The 16,938-nt window shown below is 51.3% G+C and carries 21 protein-coding genes and 2 pseudogenes; all 23 read right to left on the bottom strand.

What is annotated here, in order from left to right:
• Positions 1-67 precede the first annotated feature (67 nt).
• The 23 genes and pseudogenes from IPM58_13690 to rpoC all read right to left on the bottom strand — a co-directional run bounded on the left by IPM58_13690 (position 68) and on the right by rpoC (position 16,916).
• Positions 68-432, bottom strand: a pseudogene (locus IPM58_13690) (50S ribosomal protein L18).
• Positions 433-441: 9 nt separating this feature from the next.
• Positions 442-978 (bottom strand): 50S ribosomal protein L6, encoded by a 537-nt coding sequence (gene rplF, locus IPM58_13685; GenBank protein MBK9308098.1) that lies wholly within the window; start codon positions 976-978, stop codon positions 442-444.
• Between the two features lie 35 nt (positions 979-1,013).
• Complete coding sequence (rpsH, locus tag IPM58_13680) at positions 1,014-1,409, bottom strand: 30S ribosomal protein S8 (GenBank protein ID MBK9308097.1); 396 nt, start codon at positions 1,407-1,409, stop codon at positions 1,014-1,016.
• A 49-nt stretch (positions 1,410-1,458) separates the two neighbouring features.
• Complete coding sequence (locus IPM58_13675) at positions 1,459-1,644, bottom strand: type Z 30S ribosomal protein S14 (GenBank protein MBK9308096.1); 186 nt, start codon at positions 1,642-1,644, stop codon at positions 1,459-1,461.
• A gap of 45 nt (positions 1,645-1,689) precedes the next feature.
• Complete coding sequence (gene rplE / locus IPM58_13670; protein MBK9308095.1) at positions 1,690-2,211, bottom strand: 50S ribosomal protein L5; 522 nt, start codon at positions 2,209-2,211, stop codon at positions 1,690-1,692.
• Positions 2,212-2,345: 134 nt separating this feature from the next.
• Positions 2,346-2,675, bottom strand: coding sequence for a 50S ribosomal protein L24 (locus IPM58_13665; protein MBK9308094.1), 330 nt, complete (start codon positions 2,673-2,675; stop codon positions 2,346-2,348).
• Positions 2,676-2,695: 20 nt separating this feature from the next.
• Positions 2,696-3,064 carry a 50S ribosomal protein L14 gene (gene rplN, locus IPM58_13660; protein MBK9308093.1) on the bottom strand — a complete coding sequence of 123 codons (369 nt, stop codon included), beginning with the start codon at positions 3,062-3,064 and terminating at the stop codon, positions 2,696-2,698.
• A 51-nt stretch (positions 3,065-3,115) separates the two neighbouring features.
• Positions 3,116-3,382: a 30S ribosomal protein S17 gene (gene rpsQ / locus IPM58_13655; GenBank protein ID MBK9308092.1), complete on the bottom strand. Its 267-nt coding sequence runs from the start codon at positions 3,380-3,382 to the stop codon at positions 3,116-3,118.
• Between the two features lie 8 nt (positions 3,383-3,390).
• Entirely contained in the window at positions 3,391-3,600 is a 210-nt protein-coding gene (rpmC, locus tag IPM58_13650) for a 50S ribosomal protein L29 (GenBank protein MBK9308091.1), read from the bottom strand.
• A 46-nt stretch (positions 3,601-3,646) separates the two neighbouring features.
• Positions 3,647-4,063: a 50S ribosomal protein L16 gene (rplP, locus tag IPM58_13645; protein ID MBK9308090.1), complete on the bottom strand. Its 417-nt coding sequence runs from the start codon at positions 4,061-4,063 to the stop codon at positions 3,647-3,649.
• Between the two features lie 12 nt (positions 4,064-4,075).
• Entirely contained in the window at positions 4,076-4,747 is a 672-nt protein-coding gene (rpsC, locus tag IPM58_13640; GenBank protein MBK9308089.1) for a 30S ribosomal protein S3, read from the bottom strand.
• Between the two features lie 30 nt (positions 4,748-4,777).
• Complete coding sequence (rplV, locus tag IPM58_13635; protein MBK9308088.1) at positions 4,778-5,134, bottom strand: 50S ribosomal protein L22; 357 nt, start codon at positions 5,132-5,134, stop codon at positions 4,778-4,780.
• A gap of 41 nt (positions 5,135-5,175) precedes the next feature.
• Positions 5,176-5,463, bottom strand: a complete 288-nt coding sequence (gene rpsS, locus IPM58_13630) for a 30S ribosomal protein S19 (protein MBK9308087.1) — start codon at positions 5,461-5,463, stop codon at positions 5,176-5,178.
• On the bottom strand, positions 5,456-6,298 hold the full coding sequence (gene rplB / locus IPM58_13625; GenBank protein ID MBK9308086.1) for a 50S ribosomal protein L2: 843 nt from the start codon (positions 6,296-6,298) through the stop codon (positions 5,456-5,458). The genes rpsS and rplB overlap by 8 nt, the downstream gene beginning before the upstream one ends.
• A 48-nt stretch (positions 6,299-6,346) precedes the next feature.
• Positions 6,347-6,640, bottom strand: coding sequence for a 50S ribosomal protein L23 (locus tag IPM58_13620; GenBank protein ID MBK9308085.1), 294 nt, complete (start codon positions 6,638-6,640; stop codon positions 6,347-6,349).
• A complete protein-coding gene (gene rplD / locus IPM58_13615; GenBank protein ID MBK9308084.1) occupies positions 6,637-7,260 on the bottom strand; it encodes a 50S ribosomal protein L4 in 624 nt (207 codons plus the stop codon). Before rplD ends, IPM58_13620 begins: the two co-directional genes overlap by 4 nt.
• 1 nt (position 7,261) lies before the next feature.
• Complete coding sequence (gene rplC, locus IPM58_13610) at positions 7,262-7,882, bottom strand: 50S ribosomal protein L3 (protein ID MBK9308083.1); 621 nt, start codon at positions 7,880-7,882, stop codon at positions 7,262-7,264.
• A gap of 69 nt (positions 7,883-7,951) precedes the next feature.
• Positions 7,952-8,263, bottom strand: a complete 312-nt coding sequence (gene rpsJ / locus IPM58_13605) for a 30S ribosomal protein S10 (protein MBK9308082.1) — start codon at positions 8,261-8,263, stop codon at positions 7,952-7,954.
• Positions 8,264-8,305: 42 nt separating this feature from the next.
• Positions 8,306-9,511, bottom strand: a complete 1,206-nt coding sequence (gene tuf, locus IPM58_13600; protein MBK9308081.1) for an elongation factor Tu — start codon at positions 9,509-9,511, stop codon at positions 8,306-8,308.
• Between the two features lie 31 nt (positions 9,512-9,542).
• A complete protein-coding gene (gene fusA, locus IPM58_13595) occupies positions 9,543-11,612 on the bottom strand; it encodes an elongation factor G (protein ID MBK9308080.1) in 2,070 nt (689 codons plus the stop codon).
• Positions 11,613-11,723: 111 nt separating this feature from the next.
• Positions 11,724-12,194 (bottom strand): 30S ribosomal protein S7, encoded by a 471-nt coding sequence (rpsG, locus tag IPM58_13590; protein ID MBK9308079.1) that lies wholly within the window; start codon positions 12,192-12,194, stop codon positions 11,724-11,726.
• 58 nt (positions 12,195-12,252) lie between these two features.
• Positions 12,253-12,624: a 30S ribosomal protein S12 gene (locus IPM58_13585; GenBank protein MBK9308078.1), complete on the bottom strand. Its 372-nt coding sequence runs from the start codon at positions 12,622-12,624 to the stop codon at positions 12,253-12,255.
• A gap of 178 nt (positions 12,625-12,802) precedes the next feature.
• Positions 12,803-16,916: pseudogene (gene rpoC, locus IPM58_13580) on the bottom strand (DNA-directed RNA polymerase subunit beta').
• Between the last annotated feature and the right edge of the window lie 22 nt (positions 16,917-16,938).

Here is a 16,938-nt window from a genome sequence, read left to right as displayed (position 1 = left end):
GTCGACCATTCATTTCATTAAGAGGCTTACCTTCGACACGGTACAAGCCTCATACTTCATCTTGAGCTTAGAATTTCAATCCCCCTTCACGAGAGGCATCCGCGAGTGCTTTGATGCGGCCGTGATACATCCGTCCACCACGGTCAAAAACTACCGCGGTGACCTTGCGGCCTTGGCTCGGTCGGCTATCAACTTACCGACTGCTTTCGCCGCCTCAACCCCACCGGTCGACTGAAGGGATTTTCGAAGCGCTTTATCCAGGGACGAAGCAGCGGCTAATGTTTTCCCCTGAATATCGTCTATAACTTGGGCATAAATATGCGCCGCGCTTCTAAAGACGTTCAATCGTGGCCGCTCGGCTGTCCCGAGAATCGACTTTCGCACTCTCCGTCGTCGTCGCTCAAGCTGTTGAACCTTGTTAGCTGAATTCATTGGTGATTCCTACTTTCCTGTCTTGCCTTCTTTTTTACGCAAGACTTCACCTGCGTACCGAATGCCCTTTTGCTTGTACACATCTGGCGGTTTAATGGCTCGTAGATCTGCCGCAACCTGCCCTACGAGACGTTTATCGACGCCTTTGACATTAATGAGCGTCTGTTTATCAACCTTCACATCAATACCGGTCGGAACCTGATACATCACCGGGTTAATGTACCCAACGTTGAAGCTTAACGTCCGACCTTGGAGTTGAGTCTTATAACCAACTCCCGTAATTTCAAGAGAACGTTCGTATCCCTTCGTAACCCCCTGAATCATGTTGCTCAGTTCAGCACGAGTGAGACCATGCAACGCTCTCACCTTTCGATCTTCGCTTGCGCGATCGACGATGAGTTGACCATTATTCACAGCTACTTTCACGCCATCCTTGAGAGACCAATCCAGCTTACCCAAGGGTCCCTTCACTGAAACCGTTGACCCAGCAACCTTGACCTCCACCCCACCAGGAATGGCAATCGGCTTTTTCCCAATACGAGACATGGCTTATTCTATCCTTCGGTCGAGAGTGAACCAGCTCACCACACTGAGCACAAAACTTCGCCCCCTAGATGATTTTTACGCGACTCCTGATCAGTCATAATTCCCTTTGAAGTGGAAAGGATTGAGAGACCGATGCCATTACGAACCTTTCGAATCTCTTGAGTTCCCACATAGACACGACGCCCTGGCTTGCTGATACGCTCCAACCCCGTAATCATGGGCTGCCCCTCACCTACATATCGAAGCCGAACACTTAGAACAGGATGACCATCCCGCACTTCATCGTCGATCGAATCAAGATAACCTTCCCTCCTCAAGATCTCCAAAATAGCACGTTTGAGTTTTGAGGTTGGGACGGTGACGGTTTCAAAACGACGCTGAGCACCATTCTTCAAACGAACAAGAAGATCACCGACTGGATCAGTAACCATACGATACCCTTCTATTCTCTGTTGACGGTCATTGGAACGGAAGTACCTGCTACCAACTCGATTTCCGAACCCCGGGAATCTCCCCACGCAACGTCATCACGCGAAAACAGATCCGACACATCCGGAAACGCCGCAGATATCCTCGCACTCGACCACACACACCACAGCGATGATACTCTCGCGTGGAAAATTTTGGTTTCGCGGCTGCCTTATTTCTTAGCGCTAATCGTGACACAAGCACTCCTCCTATCCCGAAAAACCATCACAGTTCTGTCGTGTTTCACGTACGAAACGGCATACCGAGGTGCTTCAAAAGGGCTTTGCCTTCATCATTTGTCTTGGCCGAGGTGACCACTGTAATATCCATCCCATGAATTGAAGCCACTTCGTCATATTTAATTTCAGGGAAAATAAGTTGTTCTTTCAATCCAAGCGTGTAATTACCTCGACCATCGAACGCTTTCGGTGACACTCCCCGAAAGTCACGAATACGGGGAAGTGCCAATGAGACCAACCGGTCGAAGAATTCATACATGCGCCGACTACGCAGTGTGACCTTCGCACCAATCGGCAGCCCCTGCCTTAGCTTGAAACCAGCGATGGCCTTTTTTGCTTTCGTGATCACAGGCTTTTGACCAGTAATCATGCCTAATTCTGTTACTGCACTCTCCAAAAGCTTGACATTCTGAATGGCTTCGCCCATTCCAACATTCAACACCACCCGCTCAAGCTTCGGCACTTGCATCACGTTCCCATACCCAAATTCTTTCATGAGCGCTGGAACGACCTGCTGCTCGTACATGTCACGAAGCCTTGGACGGAACTTGGATTCCTCGCTCCCCTGGTCTAACTGAGGAGCTGAGGCTTCTTTCTTCGCGCTCTTTCGTTCCGACGGTTTACTTGATCGACTTTTTGGTTCCTTGGCCATCACCTAACCTATTCCACAGTCTCGTTGGATTTCTTGCTAAAGCGCACTCGTCGCCCATCTTCTAAAGTTCGAATCCCGACTCTTGTACCTTTTTGACTCACTGGACAAAAAAACATGATGTTGGAGATCTGCAGAGGAGCCTCTCGCTCCAATATGCCGCCTTGCTTGACCTTCTGATTTGGTTTTGTGTGTCGCTTAATGATATTCAATTTCTCGACGATCACCTTACCAGCACGAAGGTCAATCGAAAGGACCTTCCCTGTCTTGCCTCGCTCACGGCCAGAAATCACGACGACCGTATCTCCTTTTCGAATTTTACTTTTTCTCAGCGCTTCCACGATACTCCTCGCTCGCTTCTTTACAAAACTTCAGGTGCTAAAGAAATGATTTTCATGAATTTTTTCCAGCGGAGTTCACGGGCAACAGGACCAAAAATGCGTGTTCCAATTGGCTCGCCCTCTTTATTGATCAGGACGCAAGCATTCCGATCGAACTTGATATACGATCCATCTTCCCGGCGAACCTCTTTCGTCGTTCGAACAATCACTGCCCGACTCACATCGCCTTTCTTGACGCTTGCCTGAGGGATAGCTTCTTTGACAGCTACCACCACAACGTCGCCCAACGAAGCATAACGTCGCCTGGTTCCGCCAAAAACATGAAAGCACATGGCTTGCTTCGCGCCGGAATTATCAGCGACATCCATATAGGTATAATTCTGAATCATTGCGATCTTCCTACGGGTGTTACAAGTAAAGAGGCTCTTGAGAAGCCTTATCTATTTTTCCGGTTGCCCCTTTTCCATGACCTGAACGACACGCCAATTTTTCTCTTTGCTTAGCGGTCTGCTCTGGACAAGCTTGACCCGATCCCCCACTTTACAGATGCCACCTTCGTCATGCGCTTTCAATCTTGTCACCCGCCTGAGAACTTTTTTGTAGATCGGATGAACGACCGACCGTGAAACAACTACAACGACGGTCTTCTGCATCTTATTACTAACCACATCGCCATACCAATGACGACGCTTCACAACTTCAGCCATAGCGTCCTTTACCTCTTAGGCCCTTCAGCTCGGTCCATCCCCTCCTGAAGAATTGTCTTCACCCGGGCGATATCCCGCTTGGTTTTCCGAATCTGCATAGGATTTTCAAGGCGACCAGCACCGAACTGAAAGCGCAGATTGAACAGTTCTTGCACAAGCTGCTTTTCCTTGTCGGCGAGTTCGTCTGCCGTCATATTTCTCAGCTCTTTAACATCCAACGCCATATACCCAACACTCCTGACTTCTGGTCACACCCGCAAGAACCTATCCGAATTCTCCGCGTACAACCAATTTTGTTGCTATGGGCAACTTATGGGACGCGAGACGAAACGCTTCTCGAGCAGTTTCTTGGGTCACGCCATCCATCTCATACAGAATACGACCAGGCTTTACGACAGCCACCCAATACTCAGGATTACCTTTTCCTTTTCCCATTCGGGTTTCTGCTGGTTTTTTCGTAATGGGCTTGTCTGGAAAAATACGGGTCCAGACCTGTCCACCGCGTTTCACATGCCGGGTAATGGCAATACGTGCAGCTTCAATTTGACGACTGGTGATCCAGCCTGGCTCTAAGGCCTTTAGGCCGAATTCTCCTAGAGTGATTCTGCCGCCGCGGTAGGCCTTGCCCGTCATCCGGCCTTTTTGCATTTTTCTGAATTTAACTTTCTTAGGCGCTAACACTATTCGATCTCCTCACCCAAACCTGCGATCCAATGATGACTCTGCTTTTATAGGCTGAACAGGAAGGAGCTCCCCCTTATAAATCCAGGTTTTCACTCCAATCTGCCCCATCGTCGTATGCGCTTCAGCAAATCCATAGTCAATTTCCGCACGAAGCGTGTGCAATGGAACGCGCCCCTCTCGATACCACTCGGTTCGCGCAATTTCAGCACCACCCAACCGACCAGCGACCATAATCTTGATACCTTGAGCCCCAAGCCTCAGAGCAGACTGAACGCTGCGCTTCATCGCTCTACGAAATGCCACCCGCTTCTCAAGTTGGGTCGCGACATTTTCACTGACAAGCTGGGCATCTAGTTCAGGTTTTTTTATTTCCTTTACGGTGATGTAGACCTGCCCGCCATATTGCTTCTCGAGGTCCGCCTTCAACTTATCAACCTCTGCGCCCTTCCGACCAATAATGATCCCTGGGCGAGCGGTATGAATGATCACCCTAGTCTGATCACCAGAACGTTCAATCTCAATCTTCGCCACTCCAGCATGGTAAAGCCTTGCCTTGACCATCTTTCTAATTTTGACGTCCTGATGGAGAAGCTTGGCATAGTCCTTTCCCGCATACCAACGGGAGCTCCACGTATAGTTATAACCCAGACGATAACCTATAGGATGTGTTTTTTGCCCCATGCGCTATGTGCCTCAATAAAGAAGAATGGTCTATTTTCGCTTGTTCTGATTTTCAGGCGCCGCCACAACAACAGTGATATGACTCGTACGCTTCTGAATTGCATTTGCCCGACCCATGGACCTAGCCCGGACACGTTTATAGGTTGGACCACAATTGACAAACGCCTTGGAGATGACCATGGATTCGCTATCTCCCATCTCCTTCAATTCAGCATTTGCCACGGCAGAACGGACGATTTTTTCCACAACTCTAGCTGCATGTCTCGGAGTATGCTTCAAAATTGCCAACGCCATCGGTACTTGCCTGCCACGAATCATATCGATCACTGGCTTTGCTTTACGCGGCGCAACACGAACAAACCTTAAAATTGCATGTGCTTCAGTCATCTTCAAACCCTGTAATCGGTGAACCGAGACCCGTCAATCTTCTATTTCAGCGCAACAGCCTTCTCCGTTTTGGCCTGGCCATGTCCTTTAAAGAAACGCGTGGGGGAAAATTCACCAAGCTTGTGACCAACCATGTTTTCCGTTACAAACACGGGAATAAACTTCTTCCCATTGTGAACGGCAAAGGTATGACCGATCATATCAGGCACAACCGTCGAACGACGCGACCAGGTCTTAATCAGCTTACGATCTTTTACCTGATTCATCTGCTCAACTTTCTTCAGCAAATGATCGTCGATAAACGCTCCTTTACTTACCGATCTAGGCATTGCGCACCCCTGACTTTCGTCGAGCGATGATAAACTTTTCAGTCTTTTTATTCTGCCTGGTCTTGTAGCCTTTTGTTGGAAGACCCCAGGGGGAAACAGGATGAGGATTCCCCTGCCCCGACTTACCTTCTCCACCACCGTGCGGGTGATCAACCGGGTTCATGACCACACCACGAACGTGCGGCCTCTTCCCCTTCCATCGACTGCGTCCCGCTTTCCCAACGCTAATATTCTCATGATCAACGTTTCCCACTTGCCCAACGGTGGCCATGCAGACACCCAAAATCCGGCGCATTTCACCGGACTTTAGGCGAACCTGCACATAATCCCCATCACGCCCCATAACCTGTGCGAAGCCACCGGCACTTCGGATCAACTGCCCACCCTTGCCGGCCTTCATTTCCAAATTATGGATCGTCGTGCCAAGAGGCATGTTGCTCAATGGAAGCGCATTCCCAGGTCGAATCTCTGCCTGCGAACCGGATTGAACCTCATCATTCAGATTAAGACCCACGGGAGCCAAGATATATCGTTTCTCCCCATCGCGATATTTCAGCAACGCAATCCTTGCAGATCGATTCGGATCATATTCGATCGCTGCAACCTTCGCAGGCACACCAACCTTGTCCCGACGAAAATCAATCACACGATATAGTCGCTTATGCCCACCCCCACGAAACCGGACTGTTACCCGCCCATTATTGTTCCGGCCACCACTCCGCAAATGGAATGAAGTTAATGACTTCTCAGGCTTCTTCTTCGTGAGATCCTTAGACACCACAGCCGTCATACCTCGACGACCTGCAGATGTTGGACGATACACTTTTAATCCCATACACTACCTCTTACGCTCAATTCCTCGTTGACTCGAACGTGCTCAGCGTTAGGCACTCTCATACATCTCCAATTTTTCGCCTTCCTTGAGCGTGACAAAAGCCTTTTTCCAATCAGACCGCTTACCAGAGAAACGACCAAGCCGCTTCACCTTGCCGCGAACATTCACCAGATTCACCTTCTCAACTTTAACCTTAAGAAGCGCCTCAACGGCTTGCTTGATCTGAACACGATTAGCCTCACGATGAACGACGAAACCCACCGTGTTAGTCTTCTCTCGAAGCCCAGTGATCTTTTCAGTCAATAACGGTTGAACCAGGATCCTATGCATATCTACCTTCATGACCAGGCCTCACTCACAGGGCCAAGCTCTCCCTGTGAAATCAAAATCACATGAGCACGCACAATATCATAGACGTTCAGTTGATCGGCACTAAGAACCTTAACATCGGTCAGATTTTCAGCTGCCCGGAAAATTTCTGTCTGCGACTTCCCGCTGATCACCAACACATGCTCACTTCCACAGAAGTGCCTTAATGCTTGAGCCAACAATTTCGTCCTAGGCTGTTGTAGAGATAGATCTGCCACGACAAACAATTTCCCCTCGGCGACTTTGGCTGATAAAGCACTCTGAAGAGCTGCCCGATATTTCTTCCTCGGGATCGAGTAGGCATAGCTCCTAGGCTTCGGCCCAAAGACACTTCCACCGTGCCGCCAAACCGGAGAGCGAAGCGAACCGGCTCTTGCACGTCCGGTATGCTTTTGCTTCCAAGGCTTCTTTCCAGACCCACTCACCTCACCTCGGCGCAAAGTCGAGGCCGTACCTCTGCGTTCGCATGCACGCTGCATGATCACTACCTCATGGACCAACGCGGCACGCGATTCGCATCCAAAGACCTGTGGAGACAGATCAACAGTCCCCACCTTTTTTTTCTGTAAATCCACCAGATCAATAGTAGGCATGCTAACTCTTCTTTGACTTACGCACGACAACAACGCCGTTCGCCGCTCCGGGAATCGCCCCGCGGACAAACAGGAGATTCTCTTCCAATCGGGACTCAATGACTTTCAAACGATGAACCGTAATCCGCTCTGATCCCATATGACCTGGGAGCGTTTTCCCCTTCCAAACACGAGACGGGAACGAACTTGCTCCAATTGATCCAGGAGCTCTGTGAAACATGGAGCCGTGAGATTCAGGACCGCCAGCGTAATGATGTCGCTTAACAACGCCCTGGAACCCCTTTCCCTTCGACACACCGATCACGTCAACCCAATCCCCTCTCTTAAACATCTCCACCGTGACTAACTGCCCCACTGCCGCCTCACCGTCCTTCTTGAATTCACGTAAGATACGGCTAGGCGGGGCATCATTCTTCTTCAGATGACCAAGTTCTGGCTTCGAAAGCTTTCGCTCTTTGACTTCACCAAACGAAAGTTGAATCGCTTCATACCGGTCTCGCTCCTTCGTCCGCACCGCGACAACTCTACAAGGACCCGCCTCAATCACAGTCACCGGAGTCAACCGACTTTCATCGAACACTTGCGTCATCCCGAGCTTCTTCCCGATCAGTCCGTTTGTCATATTCGTCCAGTACTGTATGTTGCGTTCTGCGTGCTATCGCTTAAAAATTGAGCGCTTAGCACCCAGGACTCATAACTTTATCTCGACGTCCACACCAGCGGCTAAATTGAGCTTCATCAACGAGTCCATAGTCTCAGGAGTTGGTTCCATGATATCGAGGAGCCGCTTGTGAGTACGCATTTCAAATTGTTCACGCGATTTCTTATCGGCATGCGTCGATCGCTCAACCGTAATGTTCTCGATTCGAGTGGGAAGTGGAATCGGCCCAACCATCCTTGCTCCACTACGCCGAACAGTTTCAACAATTTCACTTACAGACTGATCGAGAACTCGATAGTCAAAACCTCGCAACCTAATTCTAATTCGCTGATCGACTTTCACGTCGTTACTCCTAATCCATCCACTGGACGCTTGCCAGATTCGTTACGCCAGAATTTCCGTCACGACCCCCGAGCCGACCGTCTTCCCGCCCTCGCGCACCGCAAACCGCAACCCCTGATCCATCGCGATCGGACTGATCAACTCCCCCGTCACACTCACGTTGTCCCCCGGCATCACCATCTCCACCCCCGGATTCAACTGCACCACCCCCGTCACGTCCGTCGTCCGGAAGTAGAACTGCGGCCGATACCCATTGAAGAACGGCGTATGCCGCCCCCCTTCTTCCTTGGTCAACACATAGATCTCCGCCTTAAACTTGGTATGCGGCGTGATGCTCTTCGGCTTCGACAACACCATCCCCCGTTCCACATCCTCTTTCTTGGTCCCGCGCAACAACACCCCAATATTGTCTCCCGCCTGCCCCTCATCGAGCACTTTGCGGAACATCTCCACCCCGGTGACGATGGTGGTCTGCGTTGCCCGCAATCCCACGATCTCAATTTCATCCCCCACTTTCACGATCCCGCGCTCACACCGCCCCGTCACGACGGTCCCGCGGCCACTGATGGTGAAGACGTCTTCGATCGGCATGAGAAACGGCTTGTCGATCGGCCGCTGCGGTGTCGGAATGTAGGTGTCGACGGCCTCGAGCAACTGCATGATGGCCGGCACGCCCAACGGCCCCTGGTTGCCCTCCATGGCCTGCAACGCACTGCCATGAATGATCGGGGTCTTGTCCCCCGGAAACCCATACTTCGAGAGCAGCTCCCGCACTTCCAACTCCACTAACTCCAACAGCTCTTTGTCGTCGACTTTGTCGGCTTTGTTCAAGAACACGACGATGTAGGGCACCCCGACCTGCCGGGCTAAGAGAATATGCTCGCGGGTCTGCGGCATTGGGCCGTCCGCGGCACTCACCACCAGAATCGCCCCGTCCATCTGGGCCGCTCCGGTGATCATGTTCTTGACGTAGTCGGCATGGCCCGGACAATCCACGTGTGCATAGTGCCGGTTGTCGGTCTCGTATTCCACGTGACTGATGGCAATGGTCATGATCTTGGTCGCGTCCCGGCGCCCTTGGCTCTCCGAGGCTTTCGCCACTTCGTCATAGCTGATGAATTTCGCCATCCCTTTGTCCGCACACACTTTCGTCAACGCTGCCGTCAACGTCGTCTTCCCGTGATCCACGTGCCCGATCGTCCCAATGTTCACGTGCGGCTTCTTCCGCTCGTATTTCGCCTTCGCCATAACCCAACTCCCTCCCGTATTTCAGTAACCCCTACTTCTTAATAATGGCTTCCGCAATGTTCTTGGGCACCTGCTCGTAGCGATCGAACTCCATACTGTAGGTAGCACGACCCTGCGTTCGAGACCGGAGGTCGGTCGCATAGCCGAACATCTCCATCAATGGCACAGCGGCATCAATCGCTTGCGCTCCAGCACGAACCTTCATGCCCTGCACCTTACCCCGCCGACCATTTAGGTTCCCAATAACATCCCCCATAAACTCCTGAGGTACCAAGACCTCAACTTTCATGATGGGTTCAAGCAAAACTGGATCGGCCTTCTTGCACGCATCAGAGAAACCCATGGAACCGGCAATCTTAAACGCCATCTCATTGGAATCCACATCATGATACGATCCATCAATAATGGTCACTTTCACGTCCCTAAGAGGATAGCCCGCAACAACTCCGGTCTCCATCCGCTCACGAACCCCTTTCTCAATGGCAGGAATGTATTCTCTTGGAATCGCTCCGCCAGCAATTTTGTTCACAAACTCCAGACCCTTCCCAGGCTCCGCAGGCTCCACCGTCAGCACAACATGCCCATATTGACCGCGACCACCAGTCTGCTTGATGTACTTCGATTCCGCCTCTGCTTTTCGTCGTATCGTTTCTCTAAAGGCAACTTCAGGCTTCCCTACGTTCGCTTCAACCTTGAATTCCCTCAACATTCGATCGACAATGATCTCGAGATGCAACTCCCCCATGCCGGCAATGATCGTCTGAGCAGTCTCCTCATCAGTCCGCACACGGAACGAGGGATCCTCTTGAGATAACTTCTGTAGAGCAAAGCCCATTTTTTCCTGATCTTGCTTAGTCTTGGGCTCGATCGCCATCGCAATAACCGGCTCAGGAAACTTCATAACCTCCAGCAGGACAGGCTGCTTTTCATCAGCTAACGTATCCCCCGTAGTGGCCCCCTTAAGCCCTACCGCTGCAGCGATGTCTCCTGCATGAACTTCATCAATATCTTCGCGCTTATTCGCATGCATCTTAAGGAGACGCCCGATGCGGTCCTTGGTCCCCCTCGTCACGTTCAGAACTGGGGTACCCGTCTTGAGCGTACCTGAATACACACGGAAGTATGTCAATTGACCGGCAAACGGATCCGACATGATCTTGAATGCGAGCGCTGCAAAGGGCTGAGCATCATCCGCCTTACGCTCGACCTCTTTACCGCTATTCGGCTCAACTCCCTTCACTGGAGGGATATCAAGAGGTGACGGAAGGTAATCCACTACGCCGTCCAACAGCTGTTGTACTCCCTTATTTTTAAAGGCAGAACCACAGAGGACCGGTGTAATTTTCATAGAAATGGTTGCGGCACGGATTGCACGCATCACTTCTTCCTCTGTCAACGGGTGGCCATTCAGGTACTTTTCCATCACTTGGTCATCAAACTCCGCGACTGCGTCGAGCATTTTCTCTCGATATTCAGTTGCCTGGGCGAGCAAATCAGAAGGAATCTCATCCACCTTGTACTTAGCACCCAATGTCTCGTCGTCGTAGAAATACCCCTTCATCCGAACGAGATCGATTGCTCCCCGAAACTCAGCTTCCCGGCCGATTGGAATTTGAATCGGGACAGGCTTGGCACCGAGGCGATCAATGATCGATTGAACACTTCCATAAAAATCAGCCCCTACCCGATCCATCTTATTCATGAAGGCAATGCGTGGCACATGATATTTATCCGCCTGTCGCCAAACCGTCTCAGACTGAGGCTCAACGCCCTGCACGGAATCGAAAGCTGCCACTGCCCCATCAAGCACACGGAGCGACCGCTCAACTTCAATCGTGAAGTCAACATGGCCCGGAGTGTCAATGATATTGATGCGATAGTCACGCCAGAAACAGGTCGTCGCGGCAGATGTAATCGTAATACCACGCTCCCGCTCCTGCTCCATCCAATCCATAGTCGCCGCACCCTCATGAACCTCACCTAATTTATGAGTCATGCCGGTGTAGTAGAGAATACGTTCGGTGGTCGTAGTCTTCCCAGCATCAATGTGAGCCATAATGCCGATGTTTCTAGTATGTCCTAGCGATGTTTGACGCGCCACTTTACTCCCCTAAAAACAGCTGTGCCGCAGATCAAGCCGCACCACACTGCTGCGATATTAAGCACTCAAGCCTGCGATCGCAGCACGGCCCGACTGCAGCACAGAACGACGCTACCAGCGATAATGGGCGAATGCCTTATTCGCCTCTGCCATCCGATGTACGTCTTCCCGTTTTTTCACTGCAGCCCCGGTATTATTTGATGCATCCAATAGCTCGGCTGCAAGTTTCTCTCGCATACTCTTACCGGCTCGCGTACGCGCAAATTGCGACAACCAACGAAGCGCCAACGAAACACGACGCGCCGGCCTGATCTCAACGGGAACCTGATACGAAGCTCCACCAACACGACGAGATTTAACCTCAACTATCGGCTTCACGTTGTCAACCGCAGCCTTGAACACCTTGAGCGGGTCGCCACCAGTCTTTTCCTGAATGGCATCGAATGCCCCGTAACAGATGCGCTCAGTAGTACTTTTCTTCCCGTTGATCATCAATGTATTAATAAATTTCCCCACCAGCTTGTCGCGATACCGCACATCTGGAAGCACTTCCCGTTGGCCCAAAAATCTACTGCGTGGCATAATGTCCTATTGTTGATGTCTTGGTTAGAGTCAGGCAACCAGTCCGCCTACCCACTTACTATTTAGGCCGCTTCGCGCCGTACTTTGAGCGGCTCTGCTTTCTATCCGCCACCCCTACTGCATCCAGCGCCCCGCGAACCAAATGGTATCGCACACCAGGAAGGTCTTTAACACGCCCTCCTCGCACGAGGACAATTGAATGCTCCTGAAGATTATGACCCACCCCCGGGATATAGGTCGTAACCTCCATCCCGTTCGTGAGACGAACACGAGCAACTTTTCGCAAGGCCGAATTTGGCTTTTTGGGCGTTGTTGTGTAGACCCGTAAGCACACACCTCTTTTCTGCGGACAAGACTTCAACGCTGGGCTCTTGGTTTTTGCCTTCACAAAAACTCGCCCTTTCCGAACCAACTGATTAATTGTCGGCATCTGTTTAGACCTTCTTCAAAAACCAAAATTACTTACACGCAAGCCCAAAGCCGCAGGATTATAATGATCAACTATACGGCTGTCAAGTGGAGAAGTTTCATTTTCGTCAAGATCGAGCTGCTTCTCCGGTAGCTGCTGGGGCCGTAGCATCTGGTGTGGTAGCTGTTCCTGCAGAACCTACACCCACTGGTACAGGTTCCGGTTTTTCGCTAATGACAAATGTGTCACGATACTCTTCAAATCCCGATCCGGCTGGAATCAGGCGACCTACGATAACATTTTCCTTCAACCCCAACAGATCATCCTCACGACCGTTGATCGCCGCCTCCGTGAGAACACGCGTCGTCTCCTGGAAGGAGGCCGCCGAAATAAAGCTGTCGGTAGTCAACGCGGCCTTCGTAATGCCAAGTAAAACGGGTTTGCCGAGGGCCGGACTTCCATCCTTCTCAAGAACTCGTTCATTTTCTTTTTCAAAGACACTCTTGCTCACCTGGCTACCCGGCAAAAACTGCGTATCACCAGGGTCTTCAACCCGCACTTTCCGCAACATTTGCCTGACGATGATTTCAATATGCTTGTCATTAATCGACACGCCCTGCAATCGATACACATCCTGCACTTCATCAACGAGATACTTTTGCAATTCATTCGGCCCAAGCACATCAAGGATGTCATGAGGATTCGCCGATCCATCCATCAATGGCTCCCCAGCTCGCACCCAATCACCTTCATGCACATTGACGTGCTTCCCCTTGGGAATAAAGTACTCCTTCACGTCACCCATTTTATTATCGACGAGGACCTTTCGTTGGCCCTTCACGAAGCCGCCGTATGAAACTTCTCCATCGATTTCGGTAATAACGGCTTGCTCTTTTGGTTTCCGTGCTTCGAAAAGCTCAACCACACGTGGCAGACCACCAGTGATATCTTTGGTCTTCGTCGTCTCACGAGGAATCTTTGCTAACACATCCCCCGGAAACACAGTGGCGCCCTTCTCGACAAAGATATGCGCGCCAACTGGCAGTAAGTACCGGGCAACCGCGCTCGACCCGCCAGCAGCTTTGGCCGTCTTTCCGCCCTCGTCTTTAATAGACACTCGAGGCCGAAGCGTCTGACCAGTATGCTCGATGATGACCTTACGCGACAAGCCGGTCACTTCATCAAATTCGTCTTTCATGGTGACACCCTCAACGATATCACCGTAAGCGACTCTTCCACCAACTTCAGTCAGAATCGTGAGAGAATACGGATCCCATTCGACCAACTTCTGACCCACAACGACTGGATCGCCATCCTTGATTTTTATTTTGGCTCCGTACACGACTGGATACTTCTCACGCTCTCGCCCACTGTCGTCAACAATTGCAATCTTCGTGTTGCGATTCATCACAACCCACTCACCCTCTTTGTTTCGAACCGCAATCCCGGCGTTGTGAACGTCCGTATTTTTCTTCGCATCGAAGCTCATAAACTTGATTCGTCCGGCATGCTTTGCCTCAAGGACCGTCTGCTCAACAACCTTACTCGCCGTACCTCCGATGTGGAACGTACGCATCGTCAACTGCGTACCCGGCTCACCAATGGACTGCGCGGCAATGACACCGACCGGCTCACCCTTTTCAACCAAACGCCCACGCGCTAAATCACGGCCATAACAGGCACGGCACACACCACGCGGCGATTGGCGTTAGGACCGACCGAATCTCTGACCCGGTCAACTCCTGCTTCCACGATCGATTTAGTCAACTCTTCATTAATCTCTTCGTTCCAGGATACAATGATCTCACCTGTAACGGGATCGCGAATGTCTTCTGCCGCCAAACGACCAAGTACGCGTTCCTCTATCGGCTGGATAATTTCACCGCCTTCGACCAACGCGCTGACAAGAATACCGTCACGCGTTCCGCAATCGATCTCATTAATAATGACATCCTGAGCGATATCAACCAAACGCCTCGTAAGATACCCCGAGTTGGCAGTTTTCAATGCCGTATCGGCAAGTCCCTTACGAGCACCGTGAGTCGAAATGAAGTACTGCAACACCGTCAACCCTTCGCGGAAGTTGGCTGTGATCGGAGTTTCAATAATTTCACCGGACGGCTTGGCCATCAGTCCACGCATCCGCCCAATTGCCTGATTTGCTGCGAGCTCCCTCGAGCACCGGAATCCGCCATCATAAAGATCGGGTTGAACGATTCCTCCTTCGCTGGATCGCCTCCCGCACCGAGCTCTTTCATCATCTCATTGGCGACTTGCTCAGTAACGTGCGCCCAAATGTCGATCACCTTGTTGTACCGCTCTCCGTTGGTGATCAAGCCGTCTGAATATTGTTTCTCGATCTCGCTCACTTCACGTTGCGCTTTCCCGATAAAGTCTTCCTTCTTGCTCGGGATATGCATATTATCGATGCAGATCGACAACCCAGCCCTCGTGGCATTGGTAAATCCAAGGTCCTTGATCTTATCAAGAAACTCGACGGTGTCACGGTGACCGGTCTGACGATAGACGGAATCGATAAGCTTCGTCATCTCCTTCTTGGTCATCAGCTTGTTCGCATTTGCGAATGGCAAGCCCGCAGGAAGGATTTCGGATAACAACACACGGCCGACGGTCGTTTGTACCAGCGCGCCCGCGATGCGCACCTTGATTCTCGCATGCTCTTCTACCTCGCGTGCATCAAAGGCAATCCGAACCTCTTCGGGAGACCCAAATACCTTCCCCTCACCCTTAGCGCCCAATCGTTCCTTGGTCAGCCAGTAGCACCCCAGCACCATATCCTGTGACGGCACGGCAATCGGTTTGCCGTTGGCCGGTGAGAGAATGTTATTGATCGACATCATCAATACCCGCGCTTCAACTTGCGCTTCGACGGACAATGGCACGTGCACCGCCATCTGATCTCCGTCAAAGTCGGCATTGAAGGCTGCACAGACGAGCGGATGCAATCGAATGGCTTTCCCTTCGACCAACACAGGGTCAAAGGCTTGGATACCCAATCGGTGAAGCGTGGGAGCACGATTCAACAACACCGGATGCTCTCGAATCACTTCATCCAAAACATCCCAAACTTCCGGTCGCTCTTTTTCAACCAGCCGTTTCGCGCTTTTAATGGTGGTGGCCGCCCCTCGCGCCTCCAGCTTGTGAAAAATGAACGGCTTGAACAACTCGAGCGCCATTTTCTTAGGCAACCCACATTGATGGAGGCGTAGCTCTGGGCCAACCACGATGACCGTACGGCCGGAGTAATCGACCCGTTTCCCCAGCAGGTTTTGACGGAACCGCCCTTGCTTCCCCTTCAACATGTCGCTGAGCGATTTCAGCGGACGCTTGTTGGGACCACGAATGGCACGTCCACGGCGACCGTTATCAAACAATGCATCGACAGCCTCTTGCAGCATCCGCATTTCATTTCGAATAATAACGCCGGGAGCCTTCAGCTCCATCAATCGCTTGAGGCGATTGTTTCGATTGATCACACGACGATAGAGATCATTCAAATCAGATGTGGCAAACCGTCCGCCATCGAGCGGAACCAAGGGACGCAACTCCGGAGGAAGGACCGGTATAACATCCATGATCATCCACTCCGGCTTATTCCCGGACTTGCGGAACGCTTCCAAGACCTTCAAGCGCTTGGCATATTTCTTCTTCATCGCAGCCGAAGTTGACGCCTTCGCTTTTACTTGGAGATCATCCCACAGCGCATGAATATCGATCTTTCTCAGTAAATCCCGAATGGCTTCAGCACCGATACCGACCTTAAACCCGCTTGATCCAAATTCCGAGATGAGCGTGCGGAGCTTATCTTCCGGAACCAGCTCTTTCTCAGCAAGCTCCGTCGAACCTGGATCCACACAGACATAGCTTTCGAAATAGAGAATCTTTTCCAGTTGCTTGAGGCTCATGTCGAGCAAGGTTCCGATTCGACTCGGGACCCCCTTCAAAAACCAAATATGCGCGACAGGCGCAGCTAGTTCGATATGGCCCATACGCTCACGACGGACCTTCGATTGAATGACCTCAACGCCGCACTTATCACAGACAATCCCGCGGTGCTTCATCCGCTTATACTTACCGCAATTGCACTCCCAGTCCTTCGTGGGACCAAAAATCTTGGCACAGAACAGCCCGTCTTTTTCCGGCTTGAATGACCGATAATTGATCGTCTCCGGCTTTTTGACCTCGCCATACGACCACGAGCGGATTTTCTCGGGCGATGCAATGCGAATACGCATCGAATCGAACGACACAGAATCCCGCTGCTTCTCGAACAATGTATATACGCCTTCCAAGGTAGTGACCTCCTCTGATGCC

Source organism: Nitrospira sp., assembly GCA_016715825.1.
GTDB lineage: Bacteria > Nitrospirota > Nitrospiria > Nitrospirales > Nitrospiraceae > Nitrospira_D.
This window is presented reverse-complemented; position numbering and strand designations above follow the sequence as displayed.